Annotated in this window: 23 protein-coding genes; 12 read left to right on the top strand and 11 right to left on the bottom strand. The window is 59.2% G+C overall.

The features are described 5' to 3' along the window. Positions 1-19: 19 nt before the first annotated feature. From dnaJ to hrcA, 3 genes are all read right to left on the bottom strand, one after another. Positions 20-1,162 (bottom strand): molecular chaperone DnaJ, encoded by a 1,143-nt coding sequence (gene dnaJ, locus AB4Y89_RS01350; RefSeq protein ID WP_442299117.1) that lies wholly within the window; start codon positions 1,160-1,162, stop codon positions 20-22. 138 nt (positions 1,163-1,300) lie between these two features. After that, positions 1,301-1,831, bottom strand: a complete 531-nt coding sequence (gene grpE, locus AB4Y89_RS01345) for a nucleotide exchange factor GrpE (RefSeq protein ID WP_442299116.1) — start codon at positions 1,829-1,831, stop codon at positions 1,301-1,303. Between the two features lie 34 nt (positions 1,832-1,865). After that, positions 1,866-2,933: a heat-inducible transcriptional repressor HrcA gene (gene hrcA, locus AB4Y89_RS01340; protein ID WP_442299115.1), complete on the bottom strand. Its 1,068-nt coding sequence runs from the start codon at positions 2,931-2,933 to the stop codon at positions 1,866-1,868. A 151-nt stretch (positions 2,934-3,084) separates the two neighbouring features. On the opposite strand from hrcA, the gene AB4Y89_RS01335 reads away from it, so the two are divergent. Continuing rightward, on the top strand, positions 3,085-3,507 hold the full coding sequence (locus tag AB4Y89_RS01335; RefSeq protein ID WP_442299114.1) for a hypothetical protein: 423 nt from the start codon (positions 3,085-3,087) through the stop codon (positions 3,505-3,507). Here AB4Y89_RS01335 and AB4Y89_RS01330 read toward each other — a convergent pair. Beyond that, complete coding sequence (locus AB4Y89_RS01330; RefSeq protein ID WP_442299113.1) at positions 3,504-4,337, bottom strand: Mrp/NBP35 family ATP-binding protein; 834 nt, start codon at positions 4,335-4,337, stop codon at positions 3,504-3,506. The genes AB4Y89_RS01335 and AB4Y89_RS01330 overlap by 4 nt on opposite strands. Before the next feature lie 35 nt (positions 4,338-4,372). After that, entirely contained in the window at positions 4,373-4,894 is a 522-nt protein-coding gene (locus AB4Y89_RS01325) for an acyl-CoA thioesterase (protein WP_442299112.1), read from the bottom strand. A gap of 75 nt (positions 4,895-4,969) precedes the next feature. On the opposite strand from AB4Y89_RS01325, the gene AB4Y89_RS01320 reads away from it, so the two are divergent. The 6 genes from AB4Y89_RS01320 to AB4Y89_RS01295 all read left to right on the top strand — a co-directional run bounded on the left by AB4Y89_RS01320 (position 4,970) and on the right by AB4Y89_RS01295 (position 10,890). Further along, entirely contained in the window at positions 4,970-5,926 is a 957-nt protein-coding gene (locus tag AB4Y89_RS01320) for a quinone oxidoreductase family protein (protein ID WP_442299111.1), read from the top strand. An 18-nt stretch (positions 5,927-5,944) separates the two neighbouring features. Beyond that, positions 5,945-6,253, top strand: coding sequence for a tetratricopeptide repeat protein (locus AB4Y89_RS01315; RefSeq protein ID WP_442299110.1), 309 nt, complete (start codon positions 5,945-5,947; stop codon positions 6,251-6,253). Between the two features lie 62 nt (positions 6,254-6,315). Then, positions 6,316-7,038 (top strand): MgtC/SapB family protein, encoded by a 723-nt coding sequence (locus tag AB4Y89_RS01310; protein ID WP_442299109.1) that lies wholly within the window; start codon positions 6,316-6,318, stop codon positions 7,036-7,038. Between the two features lie 45 nt (positions 7,039-7,083). After that, positions 7,084-8,616, top strand: coding sequence for a magnesium chelatase (locus tag AB4Y89_RS01305; protein ID WP_442299108.1), 1,533 nt, complete (start codon positions 7,084-7,086; stop codon positions 8,614-8,616). Between the two features lie 304 nt (positions 8,617-8,920). After that, on the top strand, positions 8,921-9,595 hold the full coding sequence (locus AB4Y89_RS01300; RefSeq protein WP_442299107.1) for a class I SAM-dependent methyltransferase: 675 nt from the start codon (positions 8,921-8,923) through the stop codon (positions 9,593-9,595). 53 nt (positions 9,596-9,648) lie between these two features. Beyond that, positions 9,649-10,890, top strand: coding sequence for a vWA domain-containing protein (locus tag AB4Y89_RS01295; RefSeq protein ID WP_442299106.1), 1,242 nt, complete (start codon positions 9,649-9,651; stop codon positions 10,888-10,890). A 321-nt stretch (positions 10,891-11,211) separates the two neighbouring features. Here AB4Y89_RS01295 and AB4Y89_RS01290 read toward each other — a convergent pair whose 3' ends face one another. Next, complete coding sequence (locus AB4Y89_RS01290) at positions 11,212-11,811, bottom strand: ComEA family DNA-binding protein (protein WP_442299105.1); 600 nt, start codon at positions 11,809-11,811, stop codon at positions 11,212-11,214. Positions 11,812-12,011: 200 nt separating this feature from the next. Between AB4Y89_RS01290 and AB4Y89_RS01285 the strand changes: the two genes are divergently transcribed. From AB4Y89_RS01285 to AB4Y89_RS01270, 4 genes are read left to right on the top strand one after another with little or no spacing between them, the layout of a single operon-like run. Then, entirely contained in the window at positions 12,012-13,079 is a 1,068-nt protein-coding gene (locus tag AB4Y89_RS01285; protein WP_442299104.1) for a LacI family DNA-binding transcriptional regulator, read from the top strand. Positions 13,080-13,100: 21 nt separating this feature from the next. Then, positions 13,101-14,624, top strand: a complete 1,524-nt coding sequence (locus AB4Y89_RS01280; protein WP_442299103.1) for a sugar ABC transporter ATP-binding protein — start codon at positions 13,101-13,103, stop codon at positions 14,622-14,624. Beyond that, the gene (locus tag AB4Y89_RS01275) at positions 14,621-15,565 is read left to right on the top strand and encodes an ABC transporter permease (protein WP_442299102.1); all 945 of its coding nucleotides are present in this window, start codon (positions 14,621-14,623) and stop codon (positions 15,563-15,565) included. The genes AB4Y89_RS01280 and AB4Y89_RS01275 overlap by 4 nt, the downstream gene beginning before the upstream one ends. Next, positions 15,558-17,543 carry an ABC transporter permease/substrate-binding protein gene (locus AB4Y89_RS01270; RefSeq protein ID WP_442299101.1) on the top strand — a complete coding sequence of 662 codons (1,986 nt, stop codon included), beginning with the start codon at positions 15,558-15,560 and terminating at the stop codon, positions 17,541-17,543. The genes AB4Y89_RS01275 and AB4Y89_RS01270 overlap by 8 nt, the downstream gene beginning before the upstream one ends. A gap of 200 nt (positions 17,544-17,743) precedes the next feature. On the opposite strand, the gene AB4Y89_RS01265 is transcribed toward AB4Y89_RS01270, so the two are convergent. From AB4Y89_RS01265 to AB4Y89_RS01245, 5 genes are all read right to left on the bottom strand, one after another. Then, positions 17,744-18,802 carry an aldose 1-epimerase family protein gene (locus AB4Y89_RS01265; protein ID WP_442299100.1) on the bottom strand — a complete coding sequence of 353 codons (1,059 nt, stop codon included), beginning with the start codon at positions 18,800-18,802 and terminating at the stop codon, positions 17,744-17,746. Between the two features lie 82 nt (positions 18,803-18,884). Then, on the bottom strand, positions 18,885-19,766 hold the full coding sequence (locus AB4Y89_RS01260) for a 3-keto-disaccharide hydrolase (protein WP_442299099.1): 882 nt from the start codon (positions 19,764-19,766) through the stop codon (positions 18,885-18,887). Between the two features lie 12 nt (positions 19,767-19,778). Beyond that, complete coding sequence (locus tag AB4Y89_RS01255; protein WP_442299098.1) at positions 19,779-20,930, bottom strand: Gfo/Idh/MocA family protein; 1,152 nt, start codon at positions 20,928-20,930, stop codon at positions 19,779-19,781. Positions 20,931-20,954: 24 nt separating this feature from the next. Next, positions 20,955-21,998, bottom strand: coding sequence for a sugar phosphate isomerase/epimerase family protein (locus AB4Y89_RS01250; RefSeq protein ID WP_442299097.1), 1,044 nt, complete (start codon positions 21,996-21,998; stop codon positions 20,955-20,957). 12 nt (positions 21,999-22,010) lie between these two features. Beyond that, entirely contained in the window at positions 22,011-23,231 is a 1,221-nt protein-coding gene (locus AB4Y89_RS01245; RefSeq protein ID WP_442299096.1) for a hypothetical protein, read from the bottom strand. 440 nt (positions 23,232-23,671) lie between these two features. On the opposite strand from AB4Y89_RS01245, the gene AB4Y89_RS01240 reads away from it, so the two are divergent. After that, positions 23,672-24,730, top strand: coding sequence for a cytochrome-c peroxidase (locus AB4Y89_RS01240; RefSeq protein WP_442299095.1), 1,059 nt, complete (start codon positions 23,672-23,674; stop codon positions 24,728-24,730). The last annotated feature ends 12 nt before the right edge of the window (positions 24,731-24,742 follow it).

Below are 24,742 nucleotides of genomic sequence, written 5' to 3'. Positions count from 1 at the left end.
AATCGAAGAGCTCTGCTCCCTAAGTGAAGATATCCTTCACCTTGTCGAAGATGCCCCGGCCATGCGGCGCATTTTCAATCGACATGCTCTCGCTGAGCTGTTCCAGAAGTTCACGCTGCTGCTTGCTGAGCTTGGTCGGTGTCTGCACACGAATCTCCACCAGCAGATCGCCCTTCCCGCTGGCGTTCAGGTGAGGCACCCCCCTGCCCTTGAGCTTGACGACCTTGCCGCTCTGTGTGCCTTCGGGAATCTTGACGGTCGCCGGGCCTTCGAGCGTAGGTACTTCCAACTCTGTGCCGAGAGCCGCCTGCGGGAACGAGATCGGTATGGAGCAGTGGAGGTCATCGCCATCGCGCTCGAAGAACGCATGCGCCTTCACCGTAAGCACGACGTACAGATCTCCAGACGGCCCTCCGAAACGGCCCGCCTCACCTTCGCCGCCATACCGGATACGTGTACCGTCCTCGACGCCTGCAGGGATCTTCACCAGGATGACGTGGTCGTGCTGCACACGGCTTTCGCCGCGACAGGTCGGACAGGGATCCACAATCAACGTTCCAGTGCCCTGGCACGAGGTGCAGGTACGAGCGATGGAGAAGAAACCCTGCTGCATCCGTACCTGTCCGCGGCCGCCGCAGTGCGGGCAGGTGATGGGCTGCTTGCCCTTCGCCGCGCCACTGCCGTGGCAGTCGTCGCAGATCTCCAGACGGCGGATCTTGATCTCCAGCTCTTTGCCGAAGGCGGCATCTTCGAACTCGATCTTGAGGTCGTAACGAAGATCGCGTCCACGCTGCTCGCGTGTCGGGCGACTGCCGCCGCGTCCTCCACCGAACATCTCGCCGAAGAGGTCGCCAAAGATATCGCCGAGATCCTGCGCGTCGCCGAAGGGGCTTCCGGTAAATCCGCCGCCCGCACCCGCTCCGCTGACACCGGCATGTCCGAAGCGGTCATACGCGGCACGCTTGTTCGGGTCGCTGAGCACCTGGTATGCCTCGCTGCAGGCCTTGAAGCGTTCTTCGGCGTCCGCATTATCCGGGTTGCGGTCGGGGTGGTATTTTAGCGCCATCTTGCGATAGGCGGCTTTCAGTTCGGTATCTGTCGCTGTCCGCGATACTTCCAGGACTTCGTAGTAATCAATCTTCACGTTAGCCGTCGCACTCATCCGTACTGCATCCCTGCAAGATTGCTAGAGCAATTCTCCTAATACTGTAGCTCCTGGATAAATCTGCGAAAGCCGTTTTCTTTGCAGGAAAACGGCGCAGACAGTCCAGACTCAGCTCTACGCCATTAGGAGACTTGCTCAGTCGTTTACCTGCGCATGATTGACGGCGATCTTTACCATCGCCGGGCGCAGCAGTTTATCTTTGATGCGGTATCCGCGCCGCACTTCCTCAAGTACCTGATGATCGGGATACTCGGAAGTTTCAACCGAACCCAGGGCCTCATGGAAGCGCGGGTCGAACTGCGCTCCGACGGTCTCGACCGGGGTAACCCCCAGCGCCTTCAACGCCTCTTCCATCTGCTTCAGAATCAACTCGACACCGGAACGAAGCTGCTCCGCATTTCCCTGCGACTTCAGCGCAAGCTGGAAGTTATCCAGCACCGGCAGAAAGTGTTCTACGGCGTTCGAGACGGCATAGTCCCGGAACTCCGACCGCTCTTTGGCTTCACGTTTGCGGAAGTTATCGAACTCCGCCTGCAGCCGGGCAAGACGATCCACCAGGCTGTCACGCTCAGCCTTCACTGTCTCCAGCTCGGCCGCGGTGGCAGTTTCGGTTCCTTCCACGGGAGCAGCTACCGCCTGATCCTGCATCTCAGTTTCTTGACTCATATTCCTGAAAATCCTTCTCATCTATTCTCTCGCATCAGGGCAACTCTGTGGTGCCGCCGGTGTGGAGCATCCGGTCAAAGAGATGCGCGACGTAGCTGACGGCGCCCATCGTCTGCTCGTAACGCATTCGTTGGGGTCCGATGACGGCCAGTGCTCCCCGGGTTTCCCCGGCTACCGATGCAGGAGCTGCCACCAGGACCAACCCCTCCATTCCGGGAGCATGCTCTTCCAGATCGAAGATGACGCGAACGCTCTTCTGCTGCGCGTCAATGTATGCGTTCAACAGATCAATCAACCGCTGTTTGGTCTCGAGCGCCTGCATCATGGCGCGTAGACGATCTCTATCCGAATGGCTGGCCACCAGATTGGCAACGCCATCCACGTATACGGTCTGCACCACGGTCTCGCCGGATGGCAGTGCCTGGCCCCAGAGCTCGTTCACGCGGGCAAGAAGCTGGTGGTATTCGCTGCGCTCGGATTCAATGCGAAGTCCCAGCTCTTCTCGAATGACGTCAAGCGTCCATCCGCGAAAGTTTTCATTCAGATAGCTCGCCGCGAGTTCCAGGTCGGCGACAGTGAGATCGTGACTTACCGTCAGCATGCGATCACGCACAACACCCGGCCGGGTTACGACGACAGCCATCACACGGCCGGAGCCCAGGCGCGAGAAATAGATGTGCTCCAACTGGTCGCTGATCCGCGCGCTGGCAAACGCGATACCAACACCACTGGAGAGCGCGGCGAGGACCCGGCTGGTGCGTTCCAGAAAGTTCTGGGTATTACCGACTCCCTGCAACTGCTGATCGATCGCGACACGTGACTGCTCAAGCAAGGTTGCCTGTCCAGAGCGGATACGTTCCACATAGACACGGAATCCGGAGGCGGTAGGAATGCGTCCGGCGGATGTGTGTGGCTGTTCCAGCAGACCATCGTCGGAGAGATCGGCCATCAGATTGCGAATGGTCGCGGAGCTAAGGCCTGCGATCTCACCGATGGCATTCCGCACAACGGTCTGGGACGAGACCGGCTCGCCCGATGAAACATACTCTTCCACGATGGCCGTAAGCACGGCCAGCTTGCGGAGAGAGAGGTTTGCGGTCACACCCTGCCCCATACTCCTATTGTGAACTATTTCCGCACAAAAATACCTTCGTCAAAAGAGGCACCCCGGGTATACTCGCTCTAAATCAAGCCTTTACATACTGCACTTCAAGGAAAACTCCGGCAGGAGCCACAGCTCTGGCCGTGCCTTTATGACTGCCTGCGCTCTTATACTTGCCACCCTGGTCTCAGGTTCCCATGCCCGTACGCTGATTCCCGTTCTTCAAATCGTCTGCTGCCTCATCTTCTTCGTTGCCGGCGTTTCAGAGTTCCGGCGTACCGATGGAGCACTGCAGCTTCTGGACTACTCGTCAGGAACAGACAGACTGGCCCGCCGCATGGTCGGAGTCGCGGAAATCGTCGCGGCAGGCTTTATCCTGTCGCCGCAATACAGCTTTCTGGCCTCGATCTTCCTGCTGGTTCTGTGTATCGGTTCCGTGCTACTGGATCCGAAACTGCTGCGCCGCAGCCCAATGCTTCCGCTCGTCGTGATCCTGCTAACCATCGTGTGCGTGGCCAACTGGGGACATTGGGACTCCTGGCAGGTCTACGGAACAGCAGACGGTCTCTTCTAGGTGATCTCCAGCACGTCGTCAGACTTGGCGCTGACTTCGGCGGCACGTGCGATGACATTGCGGGCGATCTCATAGAAGCCCTTTGCACGTTCGGAGGCCTCGCCTCCGAGAGCCACGGGAAGACCGCGGTCTCCGCTCGAGCGAATCTCGGGATCGAGATCGACGCTGCCCAGGAACGGCAGACCGAACTGCCGTGCTGTCTGCTCGGTTCCGCCGGCTCCGAAAACGTCCAGCATGCTGCCGTCGGGCATCCGCATCTGGCTCATGTTCTCGACCATACCGAGCACTTCGACATTCACCTGATGGAACATCTCCAGCGCCTTACGCGCGTCCTGCAGCGCAACGCTGGAGCCGGTGGAGACCACCACAGCACCAGTAAGAGGCACCGTCTGCACCAGCGAGATCACAACGTCGCCGGTTCCCGGGGGCAGATCGACCACCAGGTAGTCCAGCTCACCCCACTCCACCTGCTGCAGAAACTGACGGATGATCTGGTGCAGCATCGGTCCGCGCATCACCATCGGCTTGTCGCCGGGCGAGATGAGACCGATGGAGATGAACTTAACCCCGTGCGCCTGGATAGGCTCAATGCGGTTCTCACCGACTACGTTCGGCTGGCGCTGTGTGCCCAGCATGATGGGCACATTCGGACCATAGATATCGGCATCCACCAGGCCGACACGATATCCGAGCTTCGCAAGCGCGATGGCCAGGTTCACGCTGGTTGTGGTTTTTCCTACGCCACCCTTACCGCTTCCGATGGCAATGACGTTGGCAATTCCAGGCAATCTTTGCGGGCCCTGAGGCGCGCCATGTCCCATGTGTCCCATATGGTCGACTCCCAAATCTCTTTCGGTTACGGCGGTTAGAGATACCAGCCGGTTTCAAGACTTTTGCGGACGCGCTTCTTTCGCTCCGTTTCGCCGCTGCGCGCTTCGCGCCGCTTCAGGGCATCCTCATAGCGGCGTTTCTGATGCTCCGTCTCAGGAAGGATGCAGTCCACCGCGACGGGATGGCCCGTCTCGTCCACGGCCACGTAGGTGAGGTACGCCGAGGAGACGTGACGGAGCTCGCCGGTCTTCGGATCTTCCACCATCGCTTTGACACCGACCTCCATGGAGGTACGGAAGGCACGATTGACGCTCGCCCTCAGAATCAGCACCTCGCCTACGTGGACAGGCGCGACAAAATCGAGCGAGTCCATACTTGCGGTGACGACTGTTGTCGCTCGCGCGTGCCGATAGGCGGCAACTGCGCCTACCAGGTCGATAAACTGCATCAGACGTCCGCCGAAGAGGTTGCCGAGACCATTTGCATCGGCGGGAAAGATCACTTCGCTGCGCTCGGCCTGACTTTCGACGACCTTACGCTGTCGCTTCTCTTGCATAGCAATAGTTTACCGCCGTAGCCGGTTTCGTTTTCTTTTGACCCAAATGCTCTCTGGATGCATCAAGCTAGATATATGAAATGCGCTCTCGTCACGTCGTACACCCAGTTGCCAGCTTTCGACGACTTTCAGGATCCCGTTCCTTCTGAGAACGAGACCCTGATCAAGGTAGCGGCGGCCGGAGTTCACCCCGTCGTGAAGGCGCTTGCCAACGGAACGCACTATGGCAGTACCGGAAAGTTTCCGTTTATTCCGGGCGTAGACGGCGTAGGAACGACACCTGACGGCAGACGCGTCTTCTTCGGTATTGCCCGCCCACCCTTCGGATCGATGGCTCAGTACACCCTGGGCGCCGACTTCATGATCGACCTTCCGGAGAGTGTGGACGACGGCTTCGCTGCTGCAGCCGCAAACCCTGCGATGTCGTCATGGGCAGCATTGACCATGCGTGCGAAGTTTCAACCGGGCGAGTCAGTGCTGATCCTCGGCGCTACCGGCGCGGCAGGACAGCTCGCCGTGCAGATCGCAAAACATCTTGGCGCGCGGCGGGTCGTTGCCTGCGGCAGAAATGCGGCGGCGCTGGAAGAGCTCACGACGCTCGGTGCAGACGCGACGATCTCTCTGACGCTTCCGCCTGAAGACCTTATCGAGGCCTTCAGGAATGAGATCGCCAACAACGGCGTCGATGTCGTCCTCGATTATCTGTGGGGAGCGCCCGCGGAGGCCATGCTTGGCGCCATTGCGCATAAGGGCCTCTCACATCACGCTCCACGCATCCGGTTTATTCAGATTGGCTCATCGGCCGGACCGGCGATCACACTACCTGCATCGCATCTTCGTTCCAGCGGAGTTGAGTTGTTGGGCTCAGGCTTCGGTTCAGCCTCAATGGATGAGCTCCGCATCGCCATCAAACAGTTCTTTGAAGCCTGCAGCAAAAAGCCCTTTCAAACGAAGTTCGTAACGCGTCCGCTGGAAGAAGTGGCCAGTGCATGGGCTGAGCCGAACGAGCCGCGTGTCGTTCTTCGGCCTTAGGCTCGCTAAACTAACCTCATGGACAAGATTGCCGCACTGACCGAGATTCTCACCCAGGACCCCGCCAACGCCTTCGCACGCTATGGACTCGCCATGGAGCATCTGGGCAAAGGGGATACGGAGACTGCCCTCCGTGAATTTCAGGCATTGCGTGAGCACCAGCCTGATTACGTTCCCGGACATCAGATGGCGGCACAAACACTGATCAAGCTGGGCCGCTACAGTGAGGCGCGCGAACGGCTCGAAGCAGGCCTGGCGGCAGCGGAGAAGACCGGCAATGCGCACGCCCTCTCAGAGCTCTCCGGGCTGCTGGCAGACCTTCCCTAAGACATAGTTGCTGCAACTCTTTCGTCTATCGCGAACAGCCCACCTCGGTTAGCATGGTGGCCATGCTTGCTGTCCAACTGCCTGTAATGTCTCCTGTGGTGACGTGGACGGATGTCGCGTTGCGCCTGGGACTGGCTGCTCTGGCTTCCGCAGGGATTGGCTTCAATCGCGATGAACGTTCGCACCCCGCAGGACTCCGCACCATCATGCTGGTCTGCCTGGCGGCGACTCTCGCCGCGTTGCAGGCGAATCTGGTTCTGCCGACTGTAGGTAAGGCCCTCAACTCCTTTGTCCAGGTCGACCCGATGCGTTTGCCACTCGGCATTTTGACCGGCATCGGCTTCATCGGCGCGGGTGCGATTGTCCGCCGCGACAACTTCATCACGGGTCTCACGACGGCGGCGACTATCTGGATCGTCACCGTCCTGGGCATCCTGTTCGGTCTCGGCCAGCTCGCGCTGGCCAGCATCGGTTCTGTCATCGCGCTCATCATCCTTTGGCTGCTGCGCTACCTCGATGACGTACTGCCACGAAAGCATCGCGGGACATTAGCGGTATCGATTACGTACACACCGACCATCGAGACCGAGGTGATGTTCCTGCTGGCCTCGACAGGATTCAGAGCGGACCGTTGGCACGTGATGCACGATCAGGTCAACGGAATCACTACGTTGCGATGCGACGTCACCTGGAATACCAGAGGGGGACACCAGCCGCATACACCCAGACCGTTCACCGAACTTCGCGCCCTTCCGGGGCTTCAGACCTTCTCCTGGGAAGAGTAGGGGAAGAGTAAGACTGCTCCGATGCATGAAGCCTATACTTGAGGCATGCCGGTACCGACGAATCTGCCCCTGACCCTTGGAGCGCTGAAGACGAGCGAATGGACTCCGGAGCGCGTGAACCGCTCCGTCAAGGACGAGTTGCGCGAAAACCTGATTGCACGCCTGCGCTCCCGGGAGACTATCTTTCCCGGCATCGTTGGCTACGAAGACACCGTCGTTCCGCAGATTGTGAATGCCGTGCTGTCGCGGCATAACTTTATCCTTCTCGGTCTGCGCGGTCAGGCCAAGAGCCGTCTCCTGCGCGCGTTGACCGGCCTGCTGGATCCTGTCATCCCCTATGTCGCCGGCTCTGAGCTGCGCGACAACCCGTATAAGCCGCTGAGCAAGTTCGCGCGCGACCTGATCGCGGAACAGGGCGACGACACGCCCATCGCCTGGCTCACTCCCGAGGATCGCTACGTCGAGAAACTGGCGACCCCGGATGTCACCGTCGCCGATCTGGTCGGGGACCTTGATCCCATCAAGGCGGCACGCGGCGGGCAGGAGCTCTCTTCTGAACTGACCATGCACTACGGTCTTCTTCCCCGCGCCAATCGCGGCCTGTTCATCATCAACGAGCTCCCTGACCTCGCCGGCAAGATCCAGGTGGCGCTCTTCAACATCATGCAGGAGGGCGACGTGCAGATTAAGGGCTACCCCGTTCGTCTGCAACTGGATGTCGCCATTGCCTTCTCCGCCAATCCCGAGGACTATACGGCACGCGGCAAGATTGTGACGCCACTCAAAGACCGCATCGGCTCCGAGATCCGTACGCACTATCCCGAGTCTCTGGAAGAAGCCATCACGATCACCACGCAGGAGGCATGGGCTTCACGCCCCAACGCGGAGATCGAGATTCCGCAATACATCCGCGAAGTCGTTGAGTTGATCGCCTTCCTTGCCCGTGAAGACAAGAAGGTGGACAAGCGCTCCGGTGTCTCACAGCGCCTGCCGATCTCAACGATGGAGCTTGTTCTGTCGAACGCCGAGCGACGTGCGCTGATGCATGACGAGACCCGCGCAGTGCCTCGAATCGGCGATATCTACACAGCGCTGCCTGGCATCACCGGCAAGATCGAGCTCGAGTACGAAGGCGAGATGCGCGGCGCCGACGTGATTGTGCACGACATCATTCGCCAGGCGGTGCAACGTAGCTTCGACAAGTATTTCGCCAACATCAACACGCAACAGATTGAGGAGTGGTTCAATCTCGGCGGTACGGTTCAGTTGAACGATCAGCAGGCTGCAGCCGCATCCCTGAAAGAACTCAAGCAGATTCAAGGGCTGATGGACAAGCTGGAGCCGCTGGGCATCACCTCAAAGTCGTCTCCAGAACTCGCGGTTTCGGCAGCAGAGTTTCTGCTGGAGGGTATGACGGCTCACCGCCGCATTACCCGCAGTGAAGAACGCAGCTTCTCCGCCGGTGATAAGGCGCGCCGCAATGAACAGGCGGCCAACTACCATGAGACCGTGCGTGAACGCGAGAAAGAACGCGCTGAGTGGGAAGCAAAGAACCGGACACGGCGGGGCTTCAACTAAGACGTCAACGAGCTTGTTTTAGACTTCAAGCCCACCGGGTGCCCCACCCTCACAACGTTAGGGTGGGTTCGGAATACCCAGGATCTCAATAACACTGTACCGATTGTCCCTGGTTCAGGATGAGATGAAGTCTTCAGCGGCTTCTTTGGATTTTGTGACTCCTGTACCCACCCTAACGTTGTGAGGGTGGGGCACCCCGGCTGTCAAACATCGCTTCGTGACATGCATCATCCGTGTAATTCGAAGATTCAGATTTCTTATAAGCTAGCGACTTCCACCCACAACAGCGCTTATGGTTCAGGTCATGAACATTAGCGCTACGCAGCTTGTCTTCGATACCACCGCCGCCACCTACGACCGGGACCGTGCAAAGCTGATCCCGCCGCACGACGATTTCTATGGCTGGGCCATACGTCTGATTCCGCCGGCAGCCAAAACCATCATCGACCTGGGAGCTGGTACAGGCATTCTGACCACACTCATCCGGCAGCACTTTCCTGAGGCGCAGATTCACCTCGTCGATCTCTCTCCATCGATGCTCGAGATCGCTCGCGAGCGCCTGGCGCACGACAGCCGCATGCACTTCCATCAGCTTGACTACGCGAACGATTCCCTTCCCGGTGACGCCTGTGCGGTCGTCTCAGCTCTTTCGATCCATCACTCAACGGACGAAGCGAAGCAGAAGGTCTTCGGCGCCGCCTTCAAGGCGTTGAAACCGCGCGGCGTCTTCATCAATGCCGATCAGGTGGCCGGCCCTACTCCCACTGTCACCGATCGCTATCACGAGCTCTGGCTGCGCCAGGTACGGATGGACGGAGCAACGGAAGAGCAGATCAAAGCAAGCCTCTACCGCATGACCGATGACAAGTGTTCTCCGGTCGAGGAGCAACTCCGCTGGATGCGTGAGGCAGGTTTCGCTGACGCCGACTGCTGGTTCAAGGAGGCTCGCTTCGCGGTAATGGCCGGTACGCATCTATAGGGTGTGTCATCCAAGCAGGCCAATAACAAGGGGCGTATCATCGAAGCAGGCCGATGAAGACGACGCGCTACAAGAAGTACGAGGGCGACCTGGCCAGCGAGCTTGGCCTCGAAGAGCTGATGGAAGCGCTCGGCGATTTTCTGCTCGACTCCGGCTTCCAGAACCCCTACGCCGACTTCAACGAGATGAACCTCGATCAGACGCTCGACGACTTGCGCGACGCCATTCGCCAGGTGCTGGAGAACGGCGACTTCCTCGACGAGCAGACACAGCAGCAGTACGACGAGATGTCTGCCGAACAGCAGGAGAGCCTGGTCGACCGCCTGGTCGAGCGCATGCAGAACGAGAACATGATCCGCACCGATGCGGAGACCTCGGACAAGACACAGCAGTCCGCCGCTCCCGGCGAAGTGGGCCGCAACGAGTCGCAGGTTCGCTTCGAGGTCACCGACAAGTCGATGGACTTTCTCGGATACAAGGCGCTACGCAATCTGCTTGGCTCTATGGGCCGCGCCAACTTCGGACGTCATGACACGATCCAGGAAGCATCCGGTGTCGAAGCCAGTGGATCCTCCAAGCCCTACGAGTTTGGCGACACACTCAATCTCGACGTCACCGCCACGCTGAAGTCCGCCATTGAACGCGAAGGTCTGAGCATGCCGCTGAACATCGAGTACAGCGACCTGTACGTGCATCAGTCAGAGTTCCAGGCATCCTGCGCTACGGTGGTAATGCTCGACTGCTCGCACTCGATGATCCTCTATGGAGAAGACCGCTTCACCCCGGCGAAGCGGGTCGCCATGGCGCTCTCGCATCTGACGCGTACGCAGTTCCCCGGCGACTCGCTGCACCTGGTGCTTTTTCACGATTCGGCCGAAGAGATACCCATCTCGCAGCTTGGCCGCGTGAAGGTGGGCCCCTGGTATACGAATACTCGCGAAGGCTTCAAGGTCGCCCGCCGCATTCTTTCCCGTTCCAACAAGCAGATGAAGCAGATCGTGATGATCACGGACGGCAAGCCTTCGGCGCTGACCTTGCCCGATGGAAGGATCTACAAAAACGCCTTCGGCCTCGATCCTCTTGTCGTCTCCGAAACACTGGAAGAGGTTGGGCGGTGTAAGCGCTCCGGCATTCAGATCAATACCTTCATGCTCACCAATGACTTTGCCCTGGTGCAGTTTGTGCAGAAGGTGACTGCGATGTGCCGTGGGAAGGCTTACTTCACCACGCCGCAGACGCTGGGGAATTATCTGCTGATGGATTTCATGCAGCGGCGGATGAGAACTGTCCATTAGATATAGGCGATTCACTGGGTGCCTCTCCATTGCGTAGCAATGCTTAGACCAATTAATCCTTCGATTGACTGCAGAGTTATAGCGCAGGCCTTCAGCCCTTTTATTCTTCGTGAACCGGAAACCTGGAGCGTTGCCCCAGGCTGGTATAGAACGCGCCTTCAGCGCTTTAATCGGTGGCTGGCGTTTGTTTGTCATTTCGCAGTGACCGGGGGGAGCGGAGAAATCCGCTTTTCTCCCCAGGGCCTCCGACCTCGCAGAGTATAGGCACAAACAGAAAGCCCCTCGAACTGAGGGGCTTTCGCTTCTGTAATCTCGTACGCGTTAGAACTCGATGACGTCTTTCTTGTCGTCGATCTTCTTCCCGTCTACATCCGGCACCTTCTTCAGATCGTCAATCGTCTTGAAGTCGCCGTTCTTGGTGCGGTAGTCCACGATCGCGGCAGCTTCCTTATCGGTCAGGCTGAGAGCCTTGGCCAGGTCAGCGGCAGTTGCCTTGTTTGCATTGACGTGTGCCGTCGCTGCAGCTCCTCCGGTACCGGGAGCGGGGAAGTTCTTGGAGACGTAGTCGAGGATAGCAGCGAAGTCCTCATCGCTGGCGGTGGCTCCCATGTCTACCATCTTGGCGATGGTCGCTTCCCAACCTTCGCGGTTCTGCGGACGGCTCAGAATGTTGTTGGGCGAGTGGCAACGGCTGCACACACGCAGCGTCACATCGCGGCCCGGACCGGCGGGAAACTCAGGATGCTCGTCCTGCTGATACGCGGCCATTACGGCTGCCGGCGGATCGGCCGGCTTCGGCTCTGCGGTGACCGAAATAGCCACCAGACACAACGCAACCCCAATACCTGCACCCGTGAACTTCAGATACACCGGATTCAGCTTGCTTGTGAGCTGATTCCATTTCGTATGTAAAGCGCTCATTTCCCTCACCTTCCCGTTGGTAGACCCTGACGGGATTTTAACATTCTGACTTCTCACCAGGCCAACTGGTGAGCCAGATCGTAAGAGTCTGCGCGGTATTCGTTCGTGACCAAGCGTCGACTCTCATATACAGTCGCATGTAGAGTTGGTTGATGTATCTGGACGCATAGCCAACGATCTAAAGGAATTGTTCCCGGCCCATGGCACCGAATCAGAAAGAACTCGCGAAGCTCGCCGGCGTCTCCGCCGGTACGGTTTCAAACGTTATTAGCGGATCTGCGAAGGTAAGCGAACGCTCGCGGCAGAAGGTGCTGGAAGCGATCCGCGTCCTCAACTATCGGCCTAACCTGATCGCCCGGAGCCTGAAGACTAACCGTACCTACACGCTGGGCATCGTTATCCCCGACATCACGATTCCCTTCTTCCCGAAGATTGTGCGTGGCGCCGAAGCTGCGGCGCGTGAGCGTGGATACTTCCTCATCGTGCTTGACTCCGAAGGCAGCGCCGAGCGCGAGGACGATATGCTCGCCCTGCTGCGCGCTCAGCGGGTGGAAGGCATTCTGCTGGTAACGGCTCAATCACGCGAAGCTGCCGAGGCCGAAGATCCGCAAAGCGTCGCCGGCTCTCCGATCGTCTGCGTCGATCGCGTGCCGGTTGACCTGGAAGTTGACTCGGTCTGCGTCGATGACGCCGGCGCCTCCGAGATGGCAACGGCGCATCTCATCGAGAACGGTCATACCCGCATCGCCATCATCACCGGCCCGCTCTCGCTGCAGAATGAGCGTGAACGTCTTCGCGGCTATCGCAACGCATTGACCAACGCGGGCATTCCGGTGGACGACTCACTGATCTGGAATGCGGCGTTTGGCCAGGAGGTCGTCTCCGGCCTGTGCCAGCGGGGCTTTCGCACGGGCGATAGCAAGCCAACCGCACTGCTGGCCACCAACGGCGTGACCGGCATGGCTGCGCTCCGCAGCCTTTACTCGCTTGGCCTGCGTACGCCGCGGGACTTCGCCTTTGTGACCTTCGACCAGGTTAACGCTGAGGCTCTCTTTAAGCCCGGTATCTCTACCGTGGTACAGCCCACCTACGAGATGGGTCATCGCGCGGTGGAAGTACTGCTGCGGCGTATTGAAGGCGGAGAGCAGTCTCCACCTCCCATCACCCGCGTGCAGCTTCCAGCCGAGTTGGTCGTACGCGAGTCCTCTTCAAGCCGCCTGAAAGACGAGCCCGTAAAGAGCGAGACAAAGAAGCACGCGAAGGAATAAGCTGGTCCCCCAGTTTCCCGCATGCAAAACGTCTCATCGAACAGTGCTCCACCGCTCGCCATCGCGGCGAAGTCTCTGACGAAGTCCTATGCCGGTGTGCGGGCGCTTCGTTCCGGTTCGCTCGAACTGCTGCCTGGTGAAGTTCACGCCCTCATCGGTGAGAATGGCGCCGGCAAATCGACCCTGACCAAGATCATCACTGGAGCTATACACCCGGACTCCGGCGAGTTGGAGATCTTTGGTCAGCGCATCACGGAAAATGATCCCAACCGCTCCCGCTCTTTAGGCGTTGCTGCCATCTATCAGCAGCCAGCCATCTTCCCGCACCTCACGGTGGCGGAGAACATCTGCATGCCGCTGGAACGCGAAAAGAGGGGCATCACGGTGGACTGGCGCGGCCGCAAACAACGGGCGAAAGAGCTGATTCAATCCATCGGGGCAAATATTGATCCGGACCGACTAGCCGGAACGCTCAGCATGGCAGAACAACAGGTCGTAGAGATCGCCAAGGCGATCGGAGCAAAGGCGCGCATTCTGCTGATGGATGAGCCTACCGCCCTGCTCTCCGAGCGGGAGACAGAGAAGCTGTTCGCGCTGGTAAAGCGTCTCCGCTCCGAAGGCGTCGCCATCATCTACATCTCGCACCGGCTGGAGGAGATTCTTACGCTCGCCGACCGCATCACGGTGCTGCGCGATGGCGAGACCATCGCTTGCTGCAATGCCTGCGATGTCGACCGTGCGAAGTTGATTGAGCTGATGGTCGGCCGATCGATAGAGTCAGTCTTCCCCAAACGGTCAGTCTTTCCCGGTGAGGTAGCCATTGAGGTGAAGGGTCTTAACAATCCGGAGGCTGGGCTGCACGACATCTCGTTTTCGGTGCGCAAGGGAGAGATCTTCGGCTTGGCCGGCCTGGTGGGTTCGGGCCGCACCGAGCTTGCACGGACCCTCTTCGGCATTACTCCCGTACATAGGCCTATCACATTGCACGGACGCGAGATCACGATCGGCAGTCCCTCCGAAGCCATTGCAAATGGTCTCGGCTATCTACCCGAGGACCGTCGCCAGCATGGTGTGATTCTGGACATGAGTATCGCCAGCAATATCACGCTCGCCAGCCTGAATGAGGTGGCTAAGCGAGGCTTGCTGGACAGCGCCCGGGAACAGTCGGTCGCTGAGGGGTATCGCACCAGCCTACGCATCAAGGCTCCTGCCACCGATACCGTTGCCGGAGCACTCTCAGGCGGAAACCAGCAGAAGGTGGCGTTGGCGCGTTGGCTGGCCATCAAGCCGGGGATCATGATTCTGGATGAACCAACGCAGGGTGTGGACGTGGGTTCCAAATCAGAGATCCATGAACTCATCGTGGAGTTCGCGGAGCGCGGTATGGCTGTCATCCTCATCTCTTCGGAACTGCCGGAGGTGCTGGGGATGAGTGATCGCGTTGGAGTCTTTCATAACGGCACCATCGTCGCTACGCTCAGCCGGGAAGAAGCCACGCAGCAAAAGGTGATGTCGCTGGCCTTCGGCCATGAGGTAGACGCATGAAGGCGTACGCACGCGAGCTTGCCGTAGGCGCAACCATTCTGCTGGTGCTGGCGCTGCTGGCTGCGACCACACGCGGCTTCTTTACTGTCGACAACCTCTCTGACCTGTTTCTTGCGAATGTCCCCGTCCTTATCGTCTCTCTCGGTATGACCCTCATCATCCTGACCGGACAGATCGATATCTCCGTCGGGTCTGTCTTTGCTGTCTGCAGCATTGTCACGGGAGTGGCCGCACGCGCAGGTCTACCGGTATTGGTCGCCATGCTGATTGCCAGCGTTGTCGGCGCCCTTCTCGGCTCGTTCAACGGCGCCCTGGTCGCATGGATGCGTATGCCTTCCATCGTCGTAACGCTGGCATCGATGGTGGCCATTCGCGACGGCCTGCGCTGGCAGACGCAGGGCGCATGGGTGGGAGATCTTCCGGCCAGCTTCCAGAGATTCGGTCTCTCGCAGGCGGCTTATACCGTTCTCATGCTGGTGATTGCGGTGCTGCTCGTCGTTATCTTTACCGTGGGGCTGCGCTACTTCAGAGGTGGACGAAATATCTTCGCTACCGGCTCGAACGAGGCTGCGGCACGCATCCTCGGCATCGACACCAACCGTGTGCTCTTCTCCGTCTTTGCCATCACGGGTCTGCTCACCGGCTTCTCTGCCGCGCTCAATGCGGTGCGCTTCAACCAGATTCCGAGCAACTCCGGCATTGGGCTGGAGCTGAAGACGATTGCCGCCGTGGCCGTGGGCGGAGCCACCATCACCGGCGGCTCCGGGACGATTGCCGGAACGGTGCTTGGCGTCGTTCTGCTCGGCATCATCGGGCCTGCGCTTACCTTCCTCGGCGTCAGCGCCTACTGGGAGCGTGCGATCCAGGGACTCATTATTCTCGCGGCCGTTTCGGTCAATGTCCTGAGTCACTATCGGCGGAGGCAGGTGAGCCATGCTTAAGCGCCTGCATATCTCTGCTACGGAAGTTGCTCTGGTTGCGGCGCTGCTGCTCGAGTGCATTTACTTCAGCGTTGCGGCACCCAGCTTCGCTACCTGGGGAAACTTCTTCGAGATCGTCCGCTTCTCGGTCGAGCTCGGCCTGCTGGTGATTGCCCTTACGCCGATCCTGATTACTGGAGGCATCGATCTCTCCGTCGGTTCCGCCATCGGGATGACCGCCGTCCTCTTCGGCACGATGTGGCATGACGGTCATCTCCCCATTGCCGCCTGCGTTGGGCTATCACTACTACTGGGTCTTGCCTCCGGCGGCCTGAATGCCCTTCTGATCGCGGGACTTCGGCTGCCGCCGCTGATCGTGACCCTCGGCACCTTCTCGCTCTATCGCGGCATCGCGGAGGGCATCACGCATGGCGCAGTGAGCTTTACCGGTTATTCCGCAGGCTTTCTCCATCTCGGCCAGGGATACTTCTGGAAGCTTATTCCCGTGCAGCTTCCCATCCTCATCGTTGTACTGGCGGCGTACAGCGTCCTGCTGCATAAATCGGTGATCGGCCGCTCCATCTACGCCATCGGCTTCAATGCAGAAGGCGCCCGCTATGCCGGAATTCCGGTGCGCAAGCGGCTGGCGTTGCTGTATGTGCTCTCCGGCGTCATCGCATCACTCGCTGCCATCATCTACGTGGCGCACCTCGGCTTGGCAAAGTCTGATCTCGGAACCGGATATGAGCTGCAGGCGATCACCGCGGTGGTTGTCGGCGGCGTCTCGGTCTTTGGCGGCCGGGGCACATTGCTCGGCTCGATGTTGGGGCTCTTCTTTCTCTCCGTGCTGCAGAATGGCATGCACCTGATGGCGCTGCCGTCAGAACTCACGGGTGTCCTGATCGGCGTGCTGCTGCTGGCTATTGTTGCCGTCGACCGGCTGCGTTCCACCGGTGCATTCAAGGTCACGGCGGCCGGAGTTCCTTTGTGGAAGCGTCCGGCATTCGCTGGAGCTGTACTCGTTGCACTTGGCGTCCTGGGCACGCTGCTCTTCCATGCTGCCGGTCATCGCAATGGTGCGGCTGCCGCTGGACATCGCCTGACCATTGCGGTGATGCCGAAGGCCAAGGGCGATCCTTACTTCATCAGCGCGCGCGCCGGAGCGGAAGAGGCCGCGAAAGAGCTCGGAGTCGATCTCATCTGGGATGGCCCCACCAGTCTTGACGCCTCGCAACAGAACGAATTGGTGGAGAACTGGATTACGCGCGGTGTCGACGCCATCGTCGTCGCGGTGGAGAACAAGGGCAGCATCTCCACCGTGCTTCGCAAAGCCCGTGCTCACGGCATTCCGGTACTGACCTGGGACGCCGACGCTGAATTGAACGCACGCGACTACTTCCTGAACCAGGCCACTCCTGTCGGCATCGCCAACGCCCTGACCGATGAAGGCGCACGGCTGCTACCGAACGGAGGGCAGTTTGCCATTGTGACCGGAGCCCTGAGTGCCGAGAACCAGAACGAGTGGATTGCCGATATCAAGAAGCGTGTCGCCTCCGACCATCCAAACCTGCAGCTCGCCACCATTCAACCCAGCGACGACGACCGCGACAAAGCGTTCAATCAGACGCAGGTCATCCTCAAGGCCTATCCGCAGGTGAAGCTGGTTGTCGCAATCTCCGCTCCGGCGGTTCCGGGAGCGGCAGAGGCGGTCGCACAGGCGGGCCGCACAGACGTCAAAGTCATCGGGCTCTCCCTGCCCTCGATCTGCCGCACCTATCTGCACGATGGCTCGGTACAGACGATCTTCCTCTGGAATACGCAGGACCTCGGATATCTAACGGTCTATGCGGGGGCGTTGAAGGCGGAGAAGAAGATCCCGGCTGGAGCCAAGAGTGTGCATGTCGGCCGGTTGGGTGATCTGGAGATCAATGGATCGGAGATTATTCTCGGCAAGCCGCTGCTTATCGATAAGAACAACGTCGACAGCCTGCATTTCTAAGACAACCCATGCGGGGTGCCCCATGTCCGGGGTCCCCAACGAACTTGTACCTTGGGGTGGTGTCCCGATTCTTGGGACGTGGGTATTCGAGCAAAGCTCGAACCGCATTTTTGTTGTTGTAAACATCGAGAAGCGTGCCTGGATAGTAAAGGCCGGGCCCATGTCCCCGAGGGACATGGGGCACCCAGTGCATTGCCAGCCTAGACTTCGGTGGCTTTGATGGCAGCGGCTACTGCTTCTGCGCCGTCGTGGACGGTCAGCTCCACCCGCAGCACAGTCTTCTCTCCCGGCTTCAGGCTCCTCAGTGTTCCACGCTCGCGTTCTTTCTTGCGGCCGAGGCTGCGGCAGTTAGAGGGCTCGAGGCCGAGGACGTAGTGATTCACGCCCGTCAGCTTCCACTGGACAAAGTCAGGCAGCGTGCTTGGGTCGTAGCGCACGCTTACGGCCCAGTCCTTCTTTTCCCGGTCGCTCACCAGCAGGGTGTTCACCCAGCCGTCCGCTCCTGGCTTCATCTTGTGAAAGTAGACACGCTCTTCGATACCGCGTGTGGGCTCTTCAAAGAGACTCCACTGTTTTAGGCTCTCCTGCGCATAGGGTGTAGCTGCGTCAGTCTTCGCCGGACTGGCAAAGATCTCGCTCTTGCCTGTGAGCAAGGGGTAACCGAAGTTGAGGTGATACAGCGCCATCAGAGACGACTCGTTATAGCCGAGGTTCTCGATGGTGTCTTCTACCGAGATCGTGCTGGATTTCAGCGAGGTCGTGATCTTGCGACTGAGTATCAGATTCGGACCGAAGACTGAGGCCTCACGTACCTTTCCGGTGATGGTGAAGATACAGTCGTCACCCTTCCACTCCTCTGTCCAGCTCACCTGCTCCGCCGGCGTGTTGGAGATGGGCCCATGCAGGCCGAGATGCTGGCCACAGTCGTCGCAGGGAGCACCCGCGTGGGAGAGGCCGCAGAAACACAGCAGTCCGCCGTGGAAACCACTCAGCCACTCCAGGCCGCGGTTCGAGAAGTAGGAGGAGTTGGTTACGCCGGTCGGTGACTGCCAGCTCAGCGACTTGCCCAGATAAGTGGCCTCCCCGATGTCCATACCGCGCCCCGGCATCACCCAAAATTCCAGGCCTGTGGCGGTACGAACCCGTAGAGCTGAGACCCCTTTGGCCTTGCCTTCGGCGTACTCAAATGCGGTGACACCGCCCACCTGCGACAACCGGCCGATACGTTCTTCGATATAAGTGCGAGTTTCGGAACTCATGCGCGTCCATCTCCCTTGGCCCATTCTAAAAACAAGTTGCGCGGTGGCTAGCCACCGCGCAAGCCTAAACCATGACTCGGGGTTACGGAAGCTTCTTGATGTAAATGTTGCGATGGAGGATCCGCAGTGTTCCGGGTCCCTCGATCTCGAGGGCGATGTAGCCAGCGGCGGCCATGCGCTCCGGATCCGTATCGATGGTCTGCGTAAAGACATGCCCGTTCACGATATGGGTCAGGGTATGGCCGTCGGCAATGATCTCGATCTCGTTCCAGTCGTCTTTCTTCAAGTATGACTTCAACTGTTCGCCTGTACCCAATTCAGCCACAACGCGCGGCTTCGCTCCACGGCCTTCGAAGGCAACGACCTGACCGGGGTAGGTCATGATGCCGCGCTCGGAGCTCTGTTCGTATAGCTGGCCGGTATACCGGTTGTCGTCGTTGAAGTCCATTTGATAGCCGGTCATGTTCCAGGCGGCATGTTTCTTGTTCAGCTCAGCCGTTTTGGCCATACGGGCCTTCTGCTCTTCCGTTGGATTGGCGGGAGGAATACGGTCGCGAACGGGAACGATATGACTGCGGTACTGGACGCCTCCGTTGGCGCCAGTACCCTCCATCTTCACCTCCATGCGGAGGCGGAAGTTGGCAAACTGGCTGACTTTGTAGATCAGGTTGGTCGTGCCCGAAGGCACTGCCTCGCTGGAAGAGCCGACGATGGCTCCATCGGCGACGCTCCAGACCTCGGGGGCGCCACTCCACCCGGTCAGGGTCTTGCCGTCAAAGAGCGATGTCCAGCCGGCGTGCTCCTCCCAGTTACGGGGCTCGGGAGGAACCCGGTTCACCGGTCCAAGGGGAGGAAGCTTCTTACCGGCAGCGGCCTTCTGCGCCGGCAACGTCACAGTTGCGGAGACGAAAAAGACGGCAGCCGCGAACAGGCCTGCCGTCTTTCTGAAATTACTGATGTACATCTGGTTTGTCCCTTACTCTTTCGGCGGAAGCGCCGACTCCCACTGCTTCGACTTGGCCGACTTCAACACGGCATCGGTGACGTAGTCGCACTTCAGTCCGTCCTCAAAGGTTGGCTCTGCGCTCTTGCCCGAGCCTGCGGCGATCAAGAAGTCCGCCACCTGGTGGATGAAGGTGTGCTCATAACCGATCTGCAGACCGGGAACCCACCAGTTCTTCATGTACGGGTGATCGCCGTCGGTGATGTGAATGCTCTTCCATCCGCGCAGACGGCCCTCGTCGCGATGATCAAAGAACTCCAGACGATGCAGGTCGTGCAGATCCCACCGGGCCGAGGCCTTCTCGCCATTGATCTCCAGGGTGAACAGCGCCTTGTGTCCGCGAGCGTAGCGCGTTGATTCGAACAGCGCCATCGATCCGTTCTCAAAGTGACCGAGGAAGGCGGCGGCATCATCAATGGTGACCGGCTGCTTCTTGCCGGTCTCATTGTGCATGCGTTCCTTGATGAAGGTCTCCGTCATGGCCGTCACATCGACGATCTGGCCGTTCAGCCACATGGCCATATCGATGTTGTGCGCCAGCAGGTCGCCGGTGACACCGGAGCCCGAGACAGCCGAGTCGAGACGCCACAACGCCTGTCCGCCCTGGGGCAGGTCTTCCGAGATTGTCCAGTCCTGCAAGAACTGCGAACGATAGTGGAAGATGCGGCCGAAGCGGCCCTCATCGAGCAACTGCTTCAGCAGCACGACGGCGGGAACGCGGCGATAGTTGTACCAGACCATGTTAGGCACGCCGGCCTTCTTGACCGCGTCCCACATAGGCTTGCCCTCTTCAGCCGTACGGGCCAGGGGCTTCTCACACAGGACCCATTTGCCTGCCTCAGCGGCAGCAATAGCGATCTCGGCATGCGTGTTGTTCGGGCTGGCGATATCGATCACATCGATATCCTTGCGCTCGATCAGTTTGCGCCAGTCGGTCTCAACCGACTCGTAACCCCAGGTATCGGCAAAGCCTTTGGCCTTCTCTGCGCTGCGGGCACAGACGGCCTTCAATACCGGCTCATACGGCGTGTCGAAGAAGCGAGGAGCCTGCAGGAAGGCGTTCGAGTGGGTCTTCCCCATGAAGCCATAGCCCACGAGGCCGACGTTCAGTTTTTTCTTACCCATGTCTGTTCTCCCACGTCCCTTCTTTCAGTCCCATCCGTGCGCGTCGCGCACCTTGATCATGGTGGCAAGAATGTCGTTCCATGTCTGCGGATTCAGCATCATCGCGTTGGGGAACATGCAGCCGTCCCAGCAGATGTGCTGCATCGCCTTCGTCGGCTGGCCATCCGCGCCGCGAAGCCACAGGCCGGCGACTTCGACGACATCCATCTTGCCGTTCGGATCGTTCACCGGGCAATGACGTCCGGTCTTGTCGTGCGATCCGGCTCCATGCACGGTACCGTCGTTCTGTGCGACGTGGAAGTCAACCGTCCAGGGACGCAGCGCATCGGTCAGAGTCTTGAACGATGACATCAGCGTGGCCTTGTCATTCCAGTCAAAGTTCACTGGCAAGATGCGATCTTCCGGTGCGTTGTAGCCCAACGTGTAGAGCATGGAGTGCGCCATATCCGCCTGGTAGCCCAGCGTCTGTGGACGATTCACGGCCTCCAGCAGTTCCACCACCCGGCGCCAGCTATGCATGGCGCCCCAGCAGATCTCGCCTTCGAGAGCCAGACGCTCACCATACTCCTCGGCGATATTGCAGGCTTCGGTCAGCGTAGCCGCAGCTTTTTTCGTGTTCTCAACGGGATTCTCCGCCCACTGAGAAGGGCTGGCAGCGGTATCGACACGGATGATGCCGTACTTGCGGATGCCGATCTCCTTGAGCGTCTTGCCCATGATGCAAGCTTTCCTCACCTGGGTGAGATAGTTCTTACGCTCCTCTTCGGAACCGAAGCACGATCCGCCGCCTGTCGGCGGCCACACCGGCGCTACCAGCGAGCCCACAACCAGGTTCCGGCCGGCGATGGAGTCGGCGAGCTTCTTTAGATCGTCCGGTGTCGAATCGATGTCGGTATGGGGTGCTGAGGCGAACAGGTCCACGCCGTCGAACTTCACGCCGTTCACATCGGCGGCTGCGGTCAGGTCGAGCATCTGATCCAGAGAAATAGGCGGCTCCGAGTCTGGTCCTTTCCCGACCAGACCCGGCCACATTGCGTTATGCAGTGCAGGCTTCTTGTGTGTGCTCACAACACTCTCCGGTTACTTTTTCTTTTTCAGCGGCGCGGCATCGGGGTTGCCGGGGCCAAAGTGCTTGAGGATCACCAGCGGGTCGCTGATGCTCTTGTTCTCGACCACCACGCCCTGGTTGGCAGCAGCCTTGGTGATGAAGTATTCATCTTCCGTCAGTTGGCCGAAACGGATCATCGTCGGAGCGGATACGGGCTGCTTTCCGAGCGATCCATGGCCTTGAACAACGATGCAACCATACGCTTCCGCGTCGGTAATCGTCACCTTCTGACCTGGCAGCACCGTGAGTTCCTTGGCCGAGTAGAAGGCGGTACCGTAGGTGACCCACACTTCGCGGTAGCCCAGCTTTTCGGTCTCGGCGAACGGCTTCACCGGAGTTGGGAAGCACTTGTTCGACTTGCCGAACTCGGGGTTCACGTTGGCATCCCAGTCGAGCATGGCAATCAGGTAATCCAGATCGTGCTGCTTGTCTGCCGGAACATCCTTCACCAGCAGGCTCCAGTCCACAAGACGGCCGTCCACTTCCGACTGGAACATCGCGAAGACGTCAGAGTTCACCTGCGGCTCATAGGTAACAAGCGAGCCCGGAGCATGCAGGATGCCCGGATCGATCTGCCAGCCTGTACCCGGCTCCAGCAGATAGGCACGCGCGAAGCCGAGGATGCCGTTGTCGCCCTTGTTCCAGTTCTCAAGGCACTTGCGCACATCGTCCTTCGTCGTTCCAGGCTCAAGGCCCATGAAGGTGTACGGGAAGTTGTTCTTGATCTGGTTGTACTGCGGCGGGAAATAATATGCCTCTGGCTTACCCTTGAAGCCGACACGCGCCGCGAACTCATCGTCCTGGTGCATGTGGTGAGGAATGGGACCCATGTTGTCGAAGAACTTGCAGAGGATGTTCCAGCCCTTCTCGCGAGCCATGACATCGGAGCCCAGCAGCAGATCGCCGGCTTCATCCACGGCGTCCTTCAGAAGGAACTTCTCACCGGCGTTGGTCACGACGTAGCTCAAGCCCTCGTCCTCAGTGGTCAGCGGGCCGTTCGAAGCCTTGGTCGTGGACGAAAACCAGCGTTCGTTGATGCCGCCACGGTTGGCGCCAAAAGCATAGAGATCGTCCGGATGCAGCCGCAGACGGCGGCCGGGGATCATAAACGAACGGGGGACCCAGCAGGGAGCCAGCCGGAGGATGCCCTCACCGGCATTGATAGCGTCCTGGACGATAGAGCGATTCACCATGTGACATCTTCCTTCTTATGTTGCGGAGAACTGGCTGCCCCACCCATGACAGGCAGAAACCAGTGGATCCGGTTGTTTGAGGACGTGAACACTATAACGCTCACCCACCTTTGCCCGACGCTGCGGGAAACGCAGCAGATGAGGGTATTTAGGCGGAGAATTGAGCGGCACCGTGAGACGTCTCATTGCCGCGAGGATAGTATCGATGCTGAGAAGCCAATGTCAAGGACTTCTGAAAACGCTTCGATTTTTCCTGCCGTTTCGATGATCGGCCAGCTTGGAACCCAAACAGAGCCTGATACGTCCCATAACCGTTAGAGCATTTTTCCTGTTGCTGGGTATCCCGGGAGAAGCGTGCGGCGGCGTTTTCATTAAGGAAAACGCCCATAGATGCACAAGCCCCGCACTACACCTACAGGAAAAATGCTCTAGCATTCGATATGCCGTCACCACGCACGCTTACCTGTCTCGCCATCCTGCCTTTGCTGCTTGCGGGATGCCGGTCCACGACACAGGACAACCCGGTCGGCAAACCCATCGCGATCAAAGCGCCGCTCGGTCTTCCACCGGTTCCTGTCCCTGCAGACAATCCGGTCACGGCAGACTCCGTCGACCTGGGACGGCGGCTCTTCTATGACAGGCGCCTCTCCAGCGACAACTCCCTGGCTTGCGCGCATTGCCACGATCCGAAGTTCTATTTCACTGACGGCCTGCGGCTCTCGAAGGGGGTGAACGATCAGCTTGGTGTTCGTAACGCTCCCACTCTGCTTAATTCCGCATATATGCCCTTTCAGTTCTGGGATGGACGTGCGATCTCGCTTGAACAGCAATCGGTAGGGCCCATCGCCAATCCTGTCGAGATGAATAACGCCAAACACGAAATCTTTCTCGACAAGCTGAAAGACGACGCTGAATATCCCACGATGTTCCGCAGGGTCTACGGCTCTAAGGAGATCAACCTTGTCCGTGTCGAGAAGGCCCTGGCCAACTTCGAACGCACGCTGCTGAGCGGAAACTCCGCATTTGACCGATTTCAATATGGCGGCGACCAGAGCGCCCTTACACCGGCGCAGATTCGCGGCCTCGCGGTCTTCCTAAATCCTGCCGGAGGCAACTGTGCCTCCTGCCACACCATCGGACCGAAGGATGCGATTTTCACCGACGGCAAGTTTCACAACATCGGCCAGGGTGTAAGCGGCGACGGAGACTTCACGGACATCGGCCGTTACCACGAGACCAAAGTCGAGACGGACAAGGGCGCATTCAAGACACCGACACTGCGCAACATCGCACAGACCGCGCCTTATATGCACGATGGCAGCATCAAGACTCTGGCTGCGGTGGTGGATTTCTACGCCGGACAGGGCAACTCCAATCCTTATCTCGATCCTGAAATCAGGAAGATTCACCTCAGCCCTCAGGACCGCCGCGACCTGGTCGAATTCCTCAATGCGCTTACCGGAGACCTGCCGCCAAATTCGGGCCCGCCTGCAAAGTAGTCATCGCAGGTA

This window comes from Terriglobus sp. 2YAB30_2 (assembly GCF_052114765.1).
Taxonomy (GTDB): Bacteria; Acidobacteriota; Terriglobia; order Terriglobales; family Acidobacteriaceae; genus Terriglobus.
The sequence above is the reverse complement of the archived record's forward strand: the minus strand, read 5'-3'. Positions and strand labels throughout refer to the sequence as shown.

Excerpts from the sequence above, each read along its gene's own strand:
- AB4Y89_RS01325 (WP_442299112.1), bottom strand. The coding sequence starts at position 4,894 with ATGCAAGAGAAGCGACAGCGTAAGGTCGTCGAAAGTCAGGCCGAGCGC.
- AB4Y89_RS01245 (WP_442299096.1), bottom strand. The coding sequence starts at position 23,231 with ATGGTGAATCGCTCTATCGTCCAGGACGCTATCAATGCCGGTGAGGGC.
- AB4Y89_RS01255 (WP_442299098.1), bottom strand. The coding sequence starts at position 20,930 with ATGGGTAAGAAAAAACTGAACGTCGGCCTCGTGGGCTATGGCTTCATG.
- AB4Y89_RS01290 (WP_442299105.1), bottom strand. The coding sequence starts at position 11,811 with ATGAGCGCTTTACATACGAAATGGAATCAGCTCACAAGCAAGCTGAAT.
- AB4Y89_RS01315 (WP_442299110.1), top strand. The coding sequence starts at position 5,945 with ATGGACAAGATTGCCGCACTGACCGAGATTCTCACCCAGGACCCCGCC.
- AB4Y89_RS01240 (WP_442299095.1), top strand. The coding sequence starts at position 23,672 with ATGCCGTCACCACGCACGCTTACCTGTCTCGCCATCCTGCCTTTGCTG.
- AB4Y89_RS01260 (WP_442299099.1), bottom strand. The coding sequence starts at position 19,766 with ATGTACATCAGTAATTTCAGAAAGACGGCAGGCCTGTTCGCGGCTGCC.
- AB4Y89_RS01295 (WP_442299106.1), top strand. The coding sequence starts at position 9,649 with ATGAAGACGACGCGCTACAAGAAGTACGAGGGCGACCTGGCCAGCGAG.
- AB4Y89_RS01275 (WP_442299102.1), top strand. The coding sequence starts at position 14,621 with ATGAAGGCGTACGCACGCGAGCTTGCCGTAGGCGCAACCATTCTGCTG.
- AB4Y89_RS01300 (WP_442299107.1), top strand. The coding sequence starts at position 8,921 with ATGAACATTAGCGCTACGCAGCTTGTCTTCGATACCACCGCCGCCACC.
- AB4Y89_RS01330 (WP_442299113.1), bottom strand. The coding sequence starts at position 4,337 with ATGGGACACATGGGACATGGCGCGCCTCAGGGCCCGCAAAGATTGCCT.
- AB4Y89_RS01310 (WP_442299109.1), top strand. The coding sequence starts at position 6,316 with ATGCTTGCTGTCCAACTGCCTGTAATGTCTCCTGTGGTGACGTGGACG.
- AB4Y89_RS01280 (WP_442299103.1), top strand. The coding sequence starts at position 13,101 with ATGCAAAACGTCTCATCGAACAGTGCTCCACCGCTCGCCATCGCGGCG.
- AB4Y89_RS01285 (WP_442299104.1), top strand. The coding sequence starts at position 12,012 with ATGGCACCGAATCAGAAAGAACTCGCGAAGCTCGCCGGCGTCTCCGCC.
- grpE (WP_442299116.1), bottom strand. The coding sequence starts at position 1,831 with ATGAGTCAAGAAACTGAGATGCAGGATCAGGCGGTAGCTGCTCCCGTG.
- AB4Y89_RS01270 (WP_442299101.1), top strand. The coding sequence starts at position 15,558 with ATGCTTAAGCGCCTGCATATCTCTGCTACGGAAGTTGCTCTGGTTGCG.
- AB4Y89_RS01265 (WP_442299100.1), bottom strand. The coding sequence starts at position 18,802 with ATGAGTTCCGAAACTCGCACTTATATCGAAGAACGTATCGGCCGGTTG.
- dnaJ (WP_442299117.1), bottom strand. The coding sequence starts at position 1,162 with ATGAGTGCGACGGCTAACGTGAAGATTGATTACTACGAAGTCCTGGAA.
- AB4Y89_RS01305 (WP_442299108.1), top strand. The coding sequence starts at position 7,084 with ATGCCGGTACCGACGAATCTGCCCCTGACCCTTGGAGCGCTGAAGACG.
- AB4Y89_RS01335 (WP_442299114.1), top strand. The coding sequence starts at position 3,085 with ATGACTGCCTGCGCTCTTATACTTGCCACCCTGGTCTCAGGTTCCCAT.
- AB4Y89_RS01320 (WP_442299111.1), top strand. The coding sequence starts at position 4,970 with ATGAAATGCGCTCTCGTCACGTCGTACACCCAGTTGCCAGCTTTCGAC.